Origin of the sequence: Salmonella sp. SJTUF15581 (assembly GCF_043356775.1) — a bacterium.
Lineage (GTDB): Bacteria > Pseudomonadota > Gammaproteobacteria > Enterobacterales > Enterobacteriaceae > Salmonella > Salmonella enterica.
On sequence record NZ_JBEUJY010000020.1, the window covers coordinates 37,947 to 54,325 of the forward strand.

General features: G+C 49.8%; 12 protein-coding genes. 6 read left to right on the forward strand and 6 right to left on the reverse strand.

Annotation, left to right across the window (positions count from 1 at the left end):
* Positions 1-17: 17 nt before the first annotated feature.
* Together glpT and glpQ are read left to right on the forward strand one after the other, a co-directional pair.
* Positions 18-1,376: a glycerol-3-phosphate transporter gene (gene glpT, locus ABVN36_RS22580; RefSeq protein WP_000948739.1), complete on the forward strand. Its 1,359-nt coding sequence runs from the start codon at positions 18-20 to the stop codon at positions 1,374-1,376.
* Between the two features lie 4 nt (positions 1,377-1,380).
* The gene (gene glpQ, locus ABVN36_RS22585; protein ID WP_023138037.1) at positions 1,381-2,451 is read left to right on the forward strand and encodes a glycerophosphodiester phosphodiesterase; all 1,071 of its coding nucleotides are present in this window, start codon (positions 1,381-1,383) and stop codon (positions 2,449-2,451) included.
* Between the two features lie 115 nt (positions 2,452-2,566).
* Here glpQ and ABVN36_RS22590 read toward each other — a convergent pair whose 3' ends face one another.
* On the reverse strand, positions 2,567-3,445 hold the full coding sequence (locus ABVN36_RS22590; RefSeq protein WP_000176719.1) for a LysR family transcriptional regulator: 879 nt from the start codon (positions 3,443-3,445) through the stop codon (positions 2,567-2,569).
* Between the two features lie 161 nt (positions 3,446-3,606).
* Here ABVN36_RS22590 and ABVN36_RS22595 point away from each other — a divergent pair, with 161 nt between their 5' ends.
* Positions 3,607-4,797, forward strand: a complete 1,191-nt coding sequence (locus tag ABVN36_RS22595; protein ID WP_000660247.1) for an MFS transporter — start codon at positions 3,607-3,609, stop codon at positions 4,795-4,797.
* Position 4,798: 1 nt separating this feature from the next.
* Here ABVN36_RS22595 and yfaE read toward each other — a convergent pair whose 3' ends face one another.
* From yfaE to ABVN36_RS22620, 5 genes are all read right to left on the reverse strand, one after another.
* On the reverse strand, positions 4,799-5,053 hold the full coding sequence (yfaE, locus tag ABVN36_RS22600; protein ID WP_000533921.1) for a ferredoxin-like diferric-tyrosyl radical cofactor maintenance protein YfaE: 255 nt from the start codon (positions 5,051-5,053) through the stop codon (positions 4,799-4,801).
* Positions 5,053-6,183, reverse strand: a complete 1,131-nt coding sequence (nrdB, locus tag ABVN36_RS22605; protein WP_000332026.1) for a class Ia ribonucleoside-diphosphate reductase subunit beta — start codon at positions 6,181-6,183, stop codon at positions 5,053-5,055. The genes yfaE and nrdB overlap by 1 nt, the downstream gene beginning before the upstream one ends.
* A 112-nt stretch (positions 6,184-6,295) precedes the next feature.
* Positions 6,296-8,581, reverse strand: a complete 2,286-nt coding sequence (nrdA, locus tag ABVN36_RS22610) for a class 1a ribonucleoside-diphosphate reductase subunit alpha (RefSeq protein ID WP_001076495.1) — start codon at positions 8,579-8,581, stop codon at positions 6,296-6,298.
* A 355-nt stretch (positions 8,582-8,936) separates the two neighbouring features.
* A complete protein-coding gene (ubiG, locus tag ABVN36_RS22615; RefSeq protein ID WP_001091009.1) occupies positions 8,937-9,665 on the reverse strand; it encodes a bifunctional 2-polyprenyl-6-hydroxyphenol methylase/3-demethylubiquinol 3-O-methyltransferase UbiG in 729 nt (242 codons plus the stop codon).
* Positions 9,666-9,747: 82 nt separating this feature from the next.
* Positions 9,748-10,632, reverse strand: a complete 885-nt coding sequence (locus tag ABVN36_RS22620) for a GntR family transcriptional regulator (RefSeq protein WP_077908598.1) — start codon at positions 10,630-10,632, stop codon at positions 9,748-9,750.
* Positions 10,633-10,681: 49 nt separating this feature from the next.
* Here ABVN36_RS22620 and ABVN36_RS22625 point away from each other — a divergent pair, with 49 nt between their 5' ends.
* The 3 genes from ABVN36_RS22625 to gyrA all read left to right on the forward strand — a co-directional run bounded on the left by ABVN36_RS22625 (position 10,682) and on the right by gyrA (position 16,270).
* Complete coding sequence (locus tag ABVN36_RS22625) at positions 10,682-12,007, forward strand: MFS transporter (RefSeq protein WP_000098078.1); 1,326 nt, start codon at positions 10,682-10,684, stop codon at positions 12,005-12,007.
* Positions 12,008-12,021: 14 nt separating this feature from the next.
* Positions 12,022-13,224, forward strand: coding sequence for a mandelate racemase/muconate lactonizing enzyme family protein (locus ABVN36_RS22630; protein ID WP_023138039.1), 1,203 nt, complete (start codon positions 12,022-12,024; stop codon positions 13,222-13,224).
* 409 nt (positions 13,225-13,633) lie between these two features.
* A complete protein-coding gene (gyrA, locus tag ABVN36_RS22635) occupies positions 13,634-16,270 on the forward strand; it encodes a DNA topoisomerase (ATP-hydrolyzing) subunit A (protein WP_001281271.1) in 2,637 nt (878 codons plus the stop codon).
* The last annotated feature ends 109 nt before the right edge of the window (positions 16,271-16,379 follow it).

A 16,379-nucleotide genomic window follows, 5' to 3' on the forward strand; every position in this document is an offset into this window, starting at 1 on the left:
GCCACGGAGGCTACAATATGTTGAGTATTTTTAAACCAGCGCCGCATAAAGCGCGCTTGCCTGCGGCGGAGATTGATCCGACCTATCGCCGATTACGCTGGCAGATTTTCCTGGGGATATTCTTTGGCTATGCCGCGTATTATCTGGTGCGCAAGAACTTTGCCCTCGCGATGCCCTACCTGGTAGAACAGGGTTTTTCACGCGGCGATCTGGGCTTTGCGCTGTCCGGGATTTCCATCGCTTATGGTTTTTCGAAATTTATAATGGGTTCGGTGTCCGATCGCTCGAATCCGCGCGTTTTTCTGCCGGCAGGGTTGATTCTGGCCGCAGCAGTCATGTTGTTTATGGGCTTTGTGCCGTGGGCGACATCCAGCATCGCCGTGATGTTTGTACTGTTGTTCCTTTGCGGCTGGTTCCAGGGGATGGGGTGGCCGCCGTGCGGACGTACGATGGTTCACTGGTGGTCGCAGAAAGAACGCGGCGGCATTGTGTCGGTCTGGAACTGTGCGCATAACGTCGGCGGCGGGATCCCGCCACTGCTGTTCCTGCTGGGGATGGCGTGGTTTAACGACTGGAAAGCGGCGCTCTATATGCCAGCCTTTGGCGCGATTGTGGTGGCGCTGTTCGCTTTCGCAATGATGCGCGATACGCCGCAATCCTGCGGTCTGCCGCCTATCGAAGAGTATAAAAACGACTATCCGGACGACTACAACGAAAAAGCGGAAGAAGAGCTGACTGCGAAGCAGATCTTCATGCAGTACGTACTGCCAAACAAACTGTTGTGGTACATCGCTATCGCCAACGTGTTTGTTTATCTGCTGCGCTACGGCATCCTCGACTGGTCGCCGACCTACCTGAAAGAAGTGAAGCATTTCGCACTGGATAAATCCTCCTGGGCCTACTTCCTGTATGAATACGCGGGTATTCCGGGCACGCTGCTGTGTGGCTGGATGTCGGATAAAGTCTTCCGCGGCAACCGTGGCGCGACCGGCGTGTTCTTTATGACCCTGGTGACTATCGCGACCATCGTTTACTGGATGAACCCGGCAGGCAACCCGAACGTTGATATGGCTTGTATGATTATCATCGGCTTCCTGATCTACGGCCCGGTAATGTTGATCGGTCTGCACGCGCTGGAACTGGCGCCGAAAAAAGCGGCGGGTACGGCGGCGGGCTTTACCGGTCTGTTTGGTTACCTGGGCGGTTCTGTCGCTGCAAGCGCCATTGTGGGTTATACCGTTGACTTCTTCGGTTGGGATGGCGGCTTTATGGTGATGATTGGCGGCAGCATTCTGGCGGTAATCCTGCTGGTGGTCGTGATGATTGGCGAAAAACGCCATCATGATGAGCTGCAGTTAAAACGCAACGGAGGCTAATAACATGAAAACCACACTGAAAAACCTTAGCGTGGCGTTAATGTTGGCAGGAATGACCATCGGAAGCGGCGCCGTGGCGGCTGAAAAAGTCGTTATCGCCCACCGTGGCGCCAGCGGTTATCTGCCGGAGCATACGCTACCAGCGAAAGCGATGGCGTATGCGCAAGGGGCAGATTATCTGGAACAGGATTTAGTGATGACAAAGGACGACCATCTGGTCGTCCTCCATGACCACTACCTTGACCGGGTGACTGACGTCGCTGATCGTTTTCCGGACCGGGCGCGTAAAGATGGGCGCTATTACGCTATCGATTTTACGCTGGATGAAATTAAATCCCTGAAGTTTACCGAAGGGTTTGATATTGAAAACGGCAAAAAAGTACAAACTTATCCGGGCCGTTTCCCGATGGGAAAATCTGATTTCCGCATTCATACCTTTGAAGAGGAAATTGAATTCGTTCAGGGATTAAATCACTCTACCGGTAAAAATATCGGTATTTATCCGGAAATTAAAGCGCCGTGGTTCCATCATCAGGAAGGGAAAGATATTGCCGCGAAAACGCTGGAAGTGCTGAAGAAGTATGGTTACACCGGCAAGCAGGACAATGTCTATTTGCAGTGTTTTGATGTCGTTGAGCTGAAACGTATTAAGAACGAACTGGAACCCAAAATGGGGATGGATCTCAATCTGGTTCAACTTATTGCGTATACCGACTGGAATGAAACACAGCAGAAACAGCCGGACGGTCGTTGGGTAAATTACAACTACGACTGGATGTTTAAGCCGGGCGCTATGAAGCAGGTGGCGGAATATGCGGACGGTATTGGTCCGGATTACCATATGCTGGTCGCGGAAGGCTCAACGAAAGGGAATATCAAGCTGACTGGAATGGTGCAAGACGCGCATCAGAATAAGATGGTAGTGCATCCTTACACTGTGCGTGCCGATCAATTGCCGGACTATGCCACAGACGTCAATCAGTTGTACGACATCCTGTATAACAAGGCGGGCGTCGACGGGCTGTTCACTGACTTCCCGGATAAGGCGGTCATGTTCCTGCAAAAAAATGACTAAAGGTTTGCCATAGTCGAAGTGACGCGCCGGATGAGGGCATAAACGCCTCATCCGGCCTGGCGCAACGTTTGCCAGCGTAAGTCTGGTAAACGCAATGCCATCAGGCGGGGTTGTTTTATAGCAACCCCTCATCGGTCAGTGTTTCCATACATTTTTGTAATAAAAATAGCGGACTTCCTTCTACCGGCGGTTCTTTTGCTAACAGGGAAATTTGTCGATAAAAGGTGGGTTCCAGCGCCACGGAGCATAATTTTCCTGTCGTGGCTTTTAAGGTTAATTCTGGCAATAAGGCGATACCTAATCCCTGGCGAATAAAATTCAGCGCAGTATCGGGATGGTTAAATTCATATTTAAATATCGGCTCAATACCCTTTTCTTTAAACAACGCCATAATGCTTAATTCATAACGACCTTTACTGACAATAAGTGGTTCGTCCATCAGTTCTTCGACCGTTACTGTACTATTGGCCGCCAGGGGATGATTTTCAGGCACCACTACGGTGAATTTATCCCGGTAAATGGGGACGCAATACATACCGTTGACCGGAAAAGGAACGAAACCGGCATCAATACTTCCGTCCTGCAGCGAATCAATAATAGCCGTACTGTTCTCTTCATAGGGGATAATTTTTACATTTGGATGATGGCTTTCAAAATAACGAATGACGCCGGGTAAAATGCAGGCGCAGGCGCTGGGAAAACAGCCAATCCGTAGCGTACGGGCCGGGTTCTTTTTTTCTTGTTCGGCAATCTCTTTTACCGCGTTGACGTCGCGCTGGATCGCGCGTAAGTGCCTGACGATGCGGCTACCGGCGGCGGTAAGCTCAATCTCTTTACGACGCTCACGAATTAATATATCAACGCCGAGCTCCTCCTCAAGCGCGGAGATGGCCTGGCTGACGGCGGATTGCGTCATGTATAGCCGTTTGCTGGCTTCGGTAAATCCGCCGTACTCCAGTACGGCAAGCAGGGCATGGATTTGGGTTAGCGTCATTAGTAAAACCTAATCAATATAATTAAAACGATTAATTTTTCTAATAGAGTGCACTTGTTTATACTGCGATTCTATCGAATACATCACATTTTGACGCACCTGATAGGTGTTCAGTTGAGCTGAGCGTTGCCTGCGTGCGCCATCTGAACGGGTCGTTAAGAATGAAAGAAAAATTATGGACGAAGGATTTTTGGGCAATCACCATAGTCAGTTTTATTATCTTTTTTGTTTTTTATGTACTGCTAACTTTATTACCCATTTATATCGCTGACCGCCTGCATGCTTCTGCAGATAAGGCCGGGCTGTTAGTGACATGTTTCCTGGCCGCGGCAATTGTTATTCGGCCATTTGCCGGACAATGGGTGGGAAAATATTCGAATAAAAAGATTCTGGTGCTCTCTTCTCTGGCTTTTTTGGTGATTACCGCGCTGTATCCGGTTTGCCATTCTATCGAGTCGCTGCTCTTTATCCGCGTACTTCATGGGATTACGTTTGGTGTTATTACCACGGTAAAAGGAACTATTTCAGCGCGGTTAATTCCGGCCTCCCGACGTGGAGAGGGCATCAGCTTTTTCTCTTTAGCGATGGGCCTGGCGATGGTCGTAGGACCGTGGATCGGTTTGAATATGGCCCGCTGGAACGCGTTCACTGCCGCATTCTGGCTTTGTTCCGCTGTAGCGGCGTTAGGGATTGTGCTTTCCCTGATTGTGACGGTCCCTCCGGTAATTCGTCATGCCGATGGTTCGAAACCGAATCTGGGTTTTGCCGCGATGTTTGACCGCGCCGCCTTGCCTTTTGCGCTGGTCACCTTTTTTATGACTTTCTCCTATGCCGGCGTGTCGGCTTTCCTGGCGCTGTATGCGCGTGAGCTGGATTTAATGGCGGCGGCCAGTAATTTCCTGCTGTGCTACGCGATTTTCCTGATGATATGCCGTACTTTCACCGGGAATATTTGTGATAAAAAAGGGCCGAAATACGTTGTTTTCCCATGCCTGTTGGCTTTTACCATCGGTCTGGTGGCGTTGGGCTACACCAATGGCAGCATCATGATGATTATTTCCGGTGGTCTCATCGGTATCGGCTACGGTTCGGTCACGCCGGTTTTCCAGACGCAAATTATCAGCTCGGTTGAACCGCATAAAATCGGCGTGGCGAATTCACTGTTCTTTAACGCGATGGACGCCGGAATGGCGATTGGCGCCTTTATCATGGGAATGATGGTTGAGTCGGTTGGCTATCGTATGATTTATGTCGCTGGCGCGGTGCTGGTGGTACTCGCTGGCGCACTGTATGCCGTGCAGATGAAAAAACGTGGCGTGATGCCTTTGGTTTCCACCAGCGAGTTGCACTGAGTTACATCTCGATTTCGATATCGCCTTTTGCCCTGCAGCAGCAGGGCAAAATCTCTCCCGGCTGGATAAACGCTAAAGGTTCCGTAATCCAGTCAACCTGACCGGCAACCAGCCGGGTACGACAGGAGCCGCAATAACCTTCGCGGCACTGATACTCCACCTCAACGTTATGCGATTCCAGCGCGGCCAGCAGAGAAGGGTGTTCATCCTGGCACAGCAGCTGTGTGCCAGTGATACGCAGCGTGACGCGTCCCATCAGAGCTGGAAATTACTCAGATCGTCGGTATCGACTTCCGAATCGATTTGTCCGACCAGATAAGAGCTAACTTCCACTTCCTGTGGCGCGACCTGAACGTTATCGGACACCAGCCAGGTATTGATCCACGGGATTGGGTTGGAGCGGGTCTGGAACGGCAGATCCAGCCCTACCGCCTGCATACGAATATTCGTAATATATTCAACATATTGACACAGGATATCTTTATTCAGGCCGATCATCGAACCGTCGCGGAACAGATAGTCCGCCCACTCTTTTTCCTGCTGCGCCGCCTGCACGAACAGGTCATAACATTCCTGTTTACACTCTTCGGCGATTTCCGCCATCTCCGGGTCGTCCACGCCGCTACGCAACAGGTTCAGCATATGTTGCGTGCCGGTCAGATGCAGAGCTTCGTCACGGGCGATCAGACGGATAATTTTGGCGTTGCCTTCCATCAGTTCACGCTCGGCAAATGCGAAAGAGCAGGCGAAGCTGACGTAGAAGCGGATGGCTTCCAGCGCGTTCACGCTCATCAGGCACAGATACAGTTTTTTCTTCAGCTCACGCAGATTCACGACAACCGTTTTGCCATTAACGGTATGGGTGCCTTCACCGAGCAGATGCCAGTAGCTGGTCATCTCAATAAGTTCGTCGTAGTAGGCGGAGATCCCTTCGGCGCGCTTCTGAATTTGCTCATTGGTCACGATATCGTCAAACACGACCGCCGGATCGTTGACGATGTTACGAATAATGTGGGTGTAGGATCGTGAGTGAATCGTCTCAGAAAACGCCCAGGTCTCTACCCACGTCTCCAGCTCCGGGATGGAAATGAGCGGCAGCAGGGCGACGTTCGGGCTACGTCCCTGAATGGAATCCAGCAGCGTCTGGTATTTGAGGTTGCTGATGAAGATATGTTTTTCGTGCTCCGGCAACGCCTGATAATCGATACGATCGCGGGAGACGTCGACCTCTTCCGGACGCCAGAAGAAAGAGAGCTGTTTTTCGATCAGTTTTTCGAAGATGTCATATTTCTGCTGGTCATAGCGTGCAACGTTGACCGGCTGGCCAAAGAACATGGGTTCCTTGAGCTGATCGTTTTTCGTCTGTGAAAAAGTGGTGTATGCCATTGAAGTGAATCCTTTATGGGATGAGCGCCGGATGGCGGCGCAAGCGCCTTATCCGGCCTACAAACCGTACAATCGTAGGCCGGGTAAGCATAGCGCTACCCGGCACTATTCATCAGATCTTACAAGCGCCGCTTTCGCAGCCATCGTCCTGAATAGAAGGCGCCAAATCGTCCTGCGCATCTTCCGCGCCGTCGCGGGTATTTTGATAGTACAGAGTTTTCACGCCAAACTTATACGCGGTGAGCAAATCTTTCAGCAGTTGCTGCATCGGCACTTTTCCTGACGGGAAACGTGACGGATCGTAGTTGGTATTGGCGGAAATCGACTGATCGATAAACTTCTGCATGATACCCACCAGTTGCAGATAACCGTCGTTGTTCGGCATCTCCCACAACAGTTCGTAAGCGTCTTTCAGATGCTCATAATCCGGCACGACCTGACGCAAAATACCGTCTTTCGAGGCCTTGATGCTGACGTAGCCGCGCGGCGGCTCAATGCCGTTGGTGGCGTTGGAGATCTGGGACGACGTTTCCGACGGCATTAGCGCCGATAGCGTGGAGTTACGCAGACCGTGGGTTTTGATCGACTCACGCAGCTGTTGCCAGTCGTAGTGCAGCGGTTCGTTGACGATCGCATCCAGATCTTTTTTGTAGGTGTCGATCGGCAAAATGCCTTTTGCATAGGTGGTTTCGTTGAACCATGGGCAGGCGCCTTGCTCTTTCGCCAGTTCGTTGGACGCTTTAAGCAGATAGTACTGAATGGCTTCGAAGGTTTTATGCGTCAGATTATTGGCGCTGCCGTCGGAATAACGTTTACCGTTTTTCGCCAGCCAGTAGGCGAAGTTAATCACGCCAATGCCCAGCGTACGACGACCCATTGCGCCGCGTTTGGCAGCCGGAATCGGGTAATCCTGATAATCGAGCAGAGCATCCAAAGCGCGTACTGCCAGAATAGCCAGTTCTTCCAGCTCGTCCAGAGTTTTAATGGCGCCCAGGTTGAATGCAGACAGCGTACACAACGCAATTTCGCCGTTTTCATCGTTGACATCGTTCAGCGGTTTGGTTGGCAGGGCAATCTCCAGACACAGGTTAGACTGGCGTACCGGGGCGACAACCGGATCGAACGGACTGTGAGTATTGCAGTGGTCAACGTTCTGGATATAGATACGACCGGTAGAGGCGCGTTCCTGCATCATCAGCGAGAACAGTTCGACCGCTTTCACACGCTGTTTGCGGATGCTGTCGTCGTTTTCATATTTCACGTACAGGCGTTCGAATTCGTCCTGGTCGGCGAAGAACGCATCGTATAGCCCGGGTACATCGGACGGACTGAACAGCGTAATGTCGCCGCCCTTCAGCAGGCGGGTATACATCAGTTTGTTGATCTGTACGCCGTAATCCATGTGACGTACGCGGTTGCCTTCCACGCCGCGGTTGTTTTTCAGCACCAGCAGGCTTTCCACTTCCAGGTGCCACATCGGATAGAACAGTGTCGCCGCGCCGCCGCGCACGCCGCCCTGCGAGCAGGATTTCACCGCCGTCTGGAAGTGCTTGTAGAACGGAATACAGCCGGTGTGGAAGGCTTCGCCGCCACGAATCGGGCTGCCCAGCGCACGAATGCGGCCAGCGTTGATGCCGATACCGGCGCGCTGAGAAACGTATTTCACAATCGCGCTGGAGGTGGCGTTGATGGAATCCAGACTGTCGCCACACTCGATCAGTACGCAGGAGCTGAACTGACGGGTTGGGGTACGCACACCGGACATGATGGGCGTCGGCAGCGAGATTTTGAACGTAGAGACCGCATCGTAAAAACGTTTTACATAGTCAAGACGCGTTTCACGCGGATAGTTCGAGAACAGGCAGGCCGCTACCAGAATGTAGAGGAACTGCGCGCTTTCATAGATTTCGCCGGTCACGCGGTTTTGCACCAGATATTTCCCTTCCAGCTGCTTAACGGCAGCGTAGGAGAAGGTCATATCGCGATCGTGAACGATAAACGAATCCATCTGCTTGAACTCTTCTTCCGTGTAGTCTTCCAGCAGATGATTGTCGTATTTGCCAAGCTCAACCATTTTTACCACATGGTGGTAAAGTGCGGGCGGCTCAAACTGGCCGAAGGCTTTCTTACGCAGGTGGAAAATCGCCAGACGCGCAGCCAGGTATTGATAATCCGGCGCATCGCGAGAGATCAGGTCTGCGGCGGCCTTAATGATAGTTTCATGGATATCGGAGGTCTTAATCCCATCATAAAACTGAATATGCGAGCGTAGCTCGACCTGAGAAACCGATACGTTATTCAGTCCTTCTGCCGCCCAATCAAGCACGCGATGAATTTTGTCGAGATTGATGCGCTCAGTACGGCCGTCACGCTTTGTCACCAGCAGACTCTGATTCATGTGGTTTTCTACCTGTTTACCTGTCCGTGAAAGAAAAATATCCCCCCGCTTATCCACAACGCCACGTTGTGACTAACTCTGTGGATAAATACTATATATAGGGGGTAATCGATAAGTGAAACGCTATATGGTGAGTATTCTAGTAGGGATTCTTTTGAGTACAAGAGTTGATTTTGGCGTTAAATTGCGGTTGCAAAAGCGTAAGAATCGCTAAATGCGCGTCTGATAAGGCCTGGAGAGGATGTCAACAATTCATAAAAAAAAATCAAAATTTGATCGAATGCTGATTTCTTCATCGAAGAGAAAGGTTGCGCCCGATGATCTAACGCAACCCTTATAGGAAAATTCTTTGATGTCAGGCTTTTTTAGCGCGGGTATGCAACATGTAGTTAACGTCTACTCCGGGACCGAGTTTGAAAGTATTGGTTATCGGGTTGTAGTGCAGCCCGGTGATATGTTGCTCTTTCAGGACGGTTTCATCTACCCAGCTTAACAGTTCAGCAGGCTTAATGAATTTCTTCACGTCGTGCGTGCCTTTTGGCACCATGCGCAGAATATACTCAGCGCCGACGACCGCCATCAGCCAGGATTTCCCATTGCGGTTCAACGTTGAGAAGAACACCTCGCCGCCGGGTTTAACCAGTTGGGCGCAGGCGTGGACGACCGATTGCGGATCGGGAACGTGCTCCAGCATTTCCATACAGGTGACGACGTCGTATTGCTGGGCGTGTTTTGCCGCATGTTCCTCAACCGTCTCCTGCACGTACTCTACCTCAATGCCGCTTTCCAGCGCATGCAGTTTGGCTACCTGCAAAGGCTCAAAGCCCATATCCAGCCCGGTAACGGTAGCGCCTTCGCGTGCCATACTTTCCGCCAGAATGCCTCCGCCGCAGCCGACGTCGAGTACCTTTTTACCAAACAGGCCGCCTGAGCGCTCAGTAATGTAGCCAAGGCGTAGAGGGTTGATGCGATGCAATGGCTTGAATTCGCCCTCCAGATCCCACCAGCGCGACGCGACGGCTTCGAATTTGGCGATTTCATTATGGTCAACGTTGTGAGCTACCGACGGTTTTTCAGTGTTCATGAGTACATGAGATTCCGCTATTGATCTATCGGGGCAGTATAGCAGGTGCAAAGTCGCTGCGTTATATCTACTGCCGTCTTTATTACGCTTTCAGCGCAAGAAGTTTTCTTGCGCGTTCTGTAAAACCGCTACCGATGTGGTGCGTGATAAAATTACAGACGCCCTCGACGTTGTTGTTTTTTAACATATCCAAAATAGTGGCATGTCCACGGTTAGAGCTGGTGATATATTCAGCGGTAAAATCCAGTCTGTAGCGAATTGCCAATAAACGTGCTGAGATCAACAGGTGTGCTTGTGAAATGTATTTATTATCGGCATATTTCACAAAAACATAATGAAAATCATGATCCAGTTTGAGGTAAGCTTGCGTATCTCGCTCTGCATTAATTTTTGCTGACTTCGATAAAATATTGCTTAATTCGACTATGACATTGTTAGCATTTTTCTCCATCGCTTCACGAATTGCACCCTGTTCAAGGATAACCCTCATTTTGATGAGATCATTGATATCCTCGTCGGTGACAGAAAAAACAAATGTCCCACTGCGGGGAATGATGTTGACTAAGTTTTCATTATAGCTCAGCCAAATAAAAGCTTCACGAATTGGTGTTTTACTTACCATCAGAATATTTGATAGTTCATTTTCACTGATCGCTTGCCCAAGATCGAAATCGCCATGGATAATCATCTCCCTTATTTTCTCTTTAATCACCTGGGTGATAGATTTGGGTATTTCAATTGATATGTGACTAAAATCACACTTTAATCTATTTTTCATTTTCTTCTCCTCCATGGTTAAACCCGGCTCCATTGTAATTAATTTATTCAAAATTAACGGATCTAATATATCAGATATAAGAAAATTTACATACTTTATTGTTGTTATTGTATATTTCATTAAGTTTGCTTGCTGATATATCAGATATGACACATTAGCTTTTGAATTGTATTGTTTTTTACGTAACATCGATTCCGGTCAATACCCTTATTCATTGAATCATAAAAGGTGATGCAAAATGAGTAGTCCACAAGAAAATTTATACGATGCAATTCGTATTGTAAAAAGGAAAATCATTCCTTTGGCTTTTATTCTTTACTTTTTTAACTATATGGATCGTGTCAATATTGGGTTTGCTGCATTACGCATGAATGAATCTCTCGGTATTACGCCTGAGGATTTCGCTAATATTTCTTCTATATTCTTCATATCATATTTAATCTTTCAAATTCCGAGTAGCATTGGCTTGCAAAAGCTTGGTGCAAGAAAATGGATTAGTTCCATTATTATCGGCTGGGGAGCGGTAACAGGGCTGATTTTTTTTGCTAAAGATACTCAACATATTTTGCTGGCTCGCATTTTTTTGGGGGTATTTGAAGCTGGCTTTTTCCCGGGCATGGTTTATTATCTTGCATGCTGGTTCCCGGCTCGTGAACGCGGAAAAGTCAATAGTTTCTTCATGTTATCTATTGCTGTTGCATCGGTATTGGCTGCGCCGATGTCTGGTTGGATCATCGAGCATTTGAATACCCCGGATTATGAAGGCTGGCGCTGGCTTTTTGCTATTGAAGGTATCCCTACCGTATTCCTTGGCATCCTGACATTTTATTTACTGCCTGACAGTCCAGAAAAGGCTAAATGGCTTACGCCACAGCAGATATCGGCCTTAGTTAATAAATTACGCACTGACAATGAAACCGCAGCTGCATTAAATAAAAATACCAACTCATCCTTTCTTTCCGTAATCAAAAATCCAGTTTTGCTTCAGCTTTCTTTCGCCTACATGTTGATTCAGGCGGCTGCTCTGGCGGCAAACTACTGGTTGCCGGGGTTGGTGAAGGGATTTTCAGCTGATTTTACGGATACTGACGTTGGTTTAATCATGAGTATTCCGTTTATTTTCGCTATGTTCAGCATGCCCTGGTGGGGCTGGCATTCCGATAAAAAGAATGAACGAAAATGGCATGCTGCATTACCCATGTTTCTGGCAGGCTGTGGTTTTCTGATGATTGCTCTTGTCCCCTCAATGTCGTTGAGAATGCTGGGGCTAACGTTCTATGGTGTTGGGATCCTCAGCTATTACGGACCTTACTGGGCGCTGCCTTCTGCATTATTGTCGCCGTCAGGGTTGGCTATCAGCATTGCGTTTATTAACTCATGTTCAAGTCTTGGTGGATTCCTGATTAATAAATCACTGGGATTCGTTTCTACTCATTATGGTGCGACAGGAATATTTATTGTAGAGGCAATACTTTGCTTCGCTGCGGTAGCCGTTCTGGCGTTAATGAAAATTGATGTGAAAAAAGAAAAAAGCCAACAAACAAATGTTGTATCACGAACCTGATAAATGGAGAAATTATGAAAATTACGTCTATTGAAGTTTTTGACTGTGAATTAAAAAAAAGAGATCAAACGATGTCCTCCTATAATCCAGTACTTATCCGGGTGAATACCGACTCAGGATTAAGTGGTATTGGCGAAGTAGGACTGGCCTATGGCGCAGGCGCTAAAGCTGGCGTAGGGATCATCAGAGATCTGGCGCCATTGATTGTGGGTGAAGATCCACTAAATATCGAAAAAATTTGGGAGTTCTTTTTCAGAAAGACTTTTTGGGGGATGGGGGGCGGGAACGTTTTTTATGCCGGAATGAGCGCTATTGATATTGCTCTTTGGGATATCAAAGGTAAATATTTAGGTGTACCTGTTTATCAGCTCCTTGGCGGGAAAACTAATGAAAAATTAAGAGCCTATGCTAGTCAGTTACAATTTGGTTGGGGGGATAAACGCCAGATATTAGTGACACCTGATGAATATGCTGAGGCGGCGCGTGCGGCTCTTGACGATGGATATGATGCGATTAAAGTGGATCCACTCGAAATCGATCGTAATGGTGATGACTGTGTTTTTCAGAATAAAAATCGTAACTATTCAGGATTGTTACTGGCCGATCAATTAAAAATGGGGGAAGCGCGAATTGCCGCTATGCGTGAAGCAATGGGGGATGATGCTGATATTATCGTGGAAATCCATTCTCTTCTCGGTACAAACTCAGCTATTCAATTTGCGAAGGCGATAGAAAAGTATCGTATCTTTCTTTATGAAGAACCGATTCATCCATTAAATTCTGATAATATGCAGAAAGTTTCCCGTTCAACAACGATTCCAATCGCCACTGGCGAGCGTTCCTACACAAGATGGGGATACAGGGAATTACTGGAGAAGCAGTCTATTGCCGTAGCGCAACCTGATTTGTGTCTCTGCGGCGGAATTACCGAAGGAAAGAAAATCTGTGACTATGCTAATATTTATGACACCACTGTACAGGTGCATGTTTGCGGCGGTCCTGTTTCCACAGTAGCCGCGCTGCATATGGAAACAGCAATTCCCAACTTTATTATTCATGAGCATCATACCAATGCGATGAAAGCATCTATTCGGGAACTTTGTACCCACGATTATCAGCCGGAAAATGGCTATTATGTCGCGCCGGAACAGCCCGGATTGGGTCAGGAATTAAACGATGAGGTAGTGAAAGAATACCTGGCCTATGTGATTAAATAGCATCTGGTGATACTGATTATGGTTTATGCCTTCCGGCATATCCCCTAAATAATTCGAGTTGCAGGATAAAATGGTTAACCGTCTTGAACAGCGCTTGCGCTAACCCCGACGGGGCGAGGCCCAGGGATGGGCCGAGTAACTTGCCGCCAACGCACATGAAACTTGAAGTATGACGGGTATACATGGGAGGTATTGATTTTCCAGCCTCTTCCTGGCCAGACCCCGATCTCCCCTGTGTCGCCTCTGAAGCCGATCGCCGATAAACGCCGAGACCACGCTTATAAATGAAGAGAGCATGCGGCACCCGAATAAAGCATTGTCTGGCTGCATTCCGTTTACCAGTACGTGGGCGAATGTGTTATAATTTGCGACCTTTGAATCCGGGATACAGTAGAGGGATAGCGGTTAGATGAGCGACCTTGCGAGAGAAATTACACCGGTCAACATTGAGGAAGAGCTGAAGAGCTCCTATCTGGATTATGCGATGTCGGTCATTGTTGGCCGTGCGCTGCCGGATGTCCGAGATGGCCTGAAGCCGGTACACCGTCGCGTACTTTACGCCATGAACGTATTGGGCAATGACTGGAACAAAGCCTATAAAAAATCTGCCCGTGTCGTTGGTGACGTAATCGGTAAATACCATCCCCACGGCGATTCCGCAGTGTATGACACCATCGTTCGTATGGCGCAGCCATTCTCGCTGCGTTACATGCTGGTGGATGGTCAGGGTAACTTCGGTTCTATTGACGGCGACTCCGCGGCGGCAATGCGTTATACGGAGATCCGTCTGGCGAAAATCGCCCACGAACTGATGGCCGATCTCGAAAAAGAGACGGTGGATTTCGTGGATAACTATGACGGTACGGAAAAAATTCCGGACGTCATGCCGACCAAAATTCCGAATCTGCTGGTGAACGGTTCTTCCGGTATCGCAGTAGGTATGGCGACGAATATCCCGCCGCACAACCTGACGGAAGTGATTAACGGCTGCCTGGCGTATATCGACAACGAAGACATCAGCATTGAAGGGCTGATGGAACATATTCCGGGGCCGGACTTCCCGACCGCCGCGATCATCAACGGTCGTCGTGGTATCGAAGAAGCCTACCGTACCGGTCGTGGCAAAGTGTACATTCGCGCCCGCGCGGAAGTTGAAGCTGACGCGAAAACGGGCCGTGAAACCATCATCGTCCATGAAATTCCCTATCAGGTGAACAAAGCGCGCCTGATCGAGAAAATCGCCGAGCTGGTGAAAGATAAACGCGTGGAAGGCATCAGCGCGCTGCGTGACGAATCCGACAAAGACGGGATGCGCATCGTGATTGAAGTGAAACGCGATGCGGTGGGCGAGGTGGTGCTTAATAATCTCTACTCCCAGACCCAGCTACAGGTTTCCTTCGGTATTAACATGGTGGCGCTGCATCACGGCCAGCCGAAGATCATGAACCTGAAAGACATCATTTCAGCGTTCGTGCGCCACCGCCGTGAAGTGGTGACGCGTCGTACTATTTTTGAACTGCGTAAAGCCCGTGACCGCGCGCATATCCTTGAAGCTCTGGCGATTGCGCTGGCCAACATCGACCCGATTATCGAACTGATTCGCCGCGCGCCAACGCCGGCAGAAGCAAAAGCGGCGCTGATTTCGCGTCCGTGGGATCTGGGCAACGTTGCTGCGATGCTGGAGCGCGCTGGTGATGACGCCGCGCGTCCGGAATGGCTGGAGCCAGAATTTGGCGTGCGTGACGGTCAGTATTACCTGACTGAGCAGCAGGCGCAGGCGATTCTGGATCTGCGGTTGCAGAAACTGACCGGCCTGGAGCATGAAAAACTGCTCGACGAATACAAAGAGTTGCTGGAGCAGATTGCTGAACTGCTGCACATTCTGGGCAGCGCCGATCGCCTGATGGAAGTGATCCGCGAAGAGATGGAGTTAATTCGCGATCAGTTCGGCGATGAGCGTCGTACCGAAATCACCGCCAACAGCGCCGATATTAATATCGAAGATCTGATTAGCCAGGAAGATGTTGTCGTGACGCTGTCTCACCAGGGTTACGTCAAGTATCAACCGCTGACGGATTACGAAGCGCAACGTCGTGGTGGGAAAGGTAAATCTGCCGCGCGTATTAAAGAAGAAGACTTTATCGACCGCCTGCTGGTGGCCAACACCCATGACACCATCCTCTGCTTCTCCAGCCGGGGCCGTCTGTACTGGATGAAGGTCTATCAGTTGCCGGAAGCCAGTCGTGGCGCGCGCGGTCGTCCGATCGTCAATCTACTGCCGCTGGAAGCCAACGAACGTATCACCGCGATTCTGCCGGTTCGTGAGTACGAAGAAGGCGTCAACGTCTTTATGGCGACCGCCAGCGGTACCGTGAAGAAAACGGCGCTGACCGAATTCAGCCGTCCGCGTTCCGCCGGTATTATCGCGGTAAACCTCAACGACGGCGACGAGCTGATTGGCGTTGACCTGACTTCTGGTTCTGACGAAGTCATGCTGTTCTCGGCCGCGGGTAAAGTGGTGCGCTTCAAAGAAGACGCCGTCCGTGCGATGGGGCGTACCGCGACCGGTGTGCGCGGTATTAAGCTGGCGGGAGACGATAAAGTCGTCTCTCTGATCATCCCACGCGGCGAAGGCGCTATTCTGACCGTAACGCAAAACGGCTACGGGAAGCGTACCGCAGCGGACGAGTACCCGACCAAGTCTCGTGCGACGCAGGGCGTTATCTCTATCAAAGTGACCGAGCGCAACGGTTCCGTTGTCGGTGCGGTACAGGTAGACGATTGCGACCAGATCATGATGATCACGGATGCCGGTACTCTGGTGCGTACCCGTGTGTCCGAGATCAGCGTAGTGGGACGTAATACCCAGGGCGTTATCCTTATCCGCACGGCGGAAGATGAAAACGTGGTGGGTCTGCAACGCGTTGCTGAACCGGTAGATGACGAAGAACTCGACGCTATCGACGGCAGCGTGGCGGAAGGGGATGAGGATATCGCCCCGGAAGCGGAAAGCGATGACGACGTTGCGGATGACGCTGACGAGTAATGTTATTGCTGTGCGAGGGCCGGATATCCGGCCCTTTTTCTTTGCCGTTGCGGGCTACGTCATTTACCGCTACCTTAGTCACACTCTATTTACATCCTGAGGCGGAGCT

Excerpts from the sequence above, each read along its gene's own strand:
- nrdB (WP_000332026.1), bottom strand. The coding sequence starts at position 6,183 with ATGGCATACACCACTTTTTCACAGACGAAAAACGATCAGCTCAAGGAA.
- ubiG (WP_001091009.1), bottom strand. The coding sequence starts at position 9,665 with ATGAACACTGAAAAACCGTCGGTAGCTCACAACGTTGACCATAATGAA.
- yfaE (WP_000533921.1), bottom strand. The coding sequence starts at position 5,053 with ATGGGACGCGTCACGCTGCGTATCACTGGCACACAGCTGCTGTGCCAG.
- glpQ (WP_023138037.1), top strand. The coding sequence starts at position 1,381 with ATGAAAACCACACTGAAAAACCTTAGCGTGGCGTTAATGTTGGCAGGA.
- gyrA (WP_001281271.1), top strand. The coding sequence starts at position 13,634 with ATGAGCGACCTTGCGAGAGAAATTACACCGGTCAACATTGAGGAAGAG.
- ABVN36_RS22630 (WP_023138039.1), top strand. The coding sequence starts at position 12,022 with ATGAAAATTACGTCTATTGAAGTTTTTGACTGTGAATTAAAAAAAAGA.
- ABVN36_RS22595 (WP_000660247.1), top strand. The coding sequence starts at position 3,607 with ATGAAAGAAAAATTATGGACGAAGGATTTTTGGGCAATCACCATAGTC.
- ABVN36_RS22590 (WP_000176719.1), bottom strand. The coding sequence starts at position 3,445 with ATGACGCTAACCCAAATCCATGCCCTGCTTGCCGTACTGGAGTACGGC.
- ABVN36_RS22620 (WP_077908598.1), bottom strand. The coding sequence starts at position 10,632 with ATGTTACGTAAAAAACAATACAATTCAAAAGCTAATGTGTCATATCTG.
- nrdA (WP_001076495.1), bottom strand. The coding sequence starts at position 8,581 with ATGAATCAGAGTCTGCTGGTGACAAAGCGTGACGGCCGTACTGAGCGC.
- glpT (WP_000948739.1), top strand. The coding sequence starts at position 18 with ATGTTGAGTATTTTTAAACCAGCGCCGCATAAAGCGCGCTTGCCTGCG.
- ABVN36_RS22625 (WP_000098078.1), top strand. The coding sequence starts at position 10,682 with ATGAGTAGTCCACAAGAAAATTTATACGATGCAATTCGTATTGTAAAA.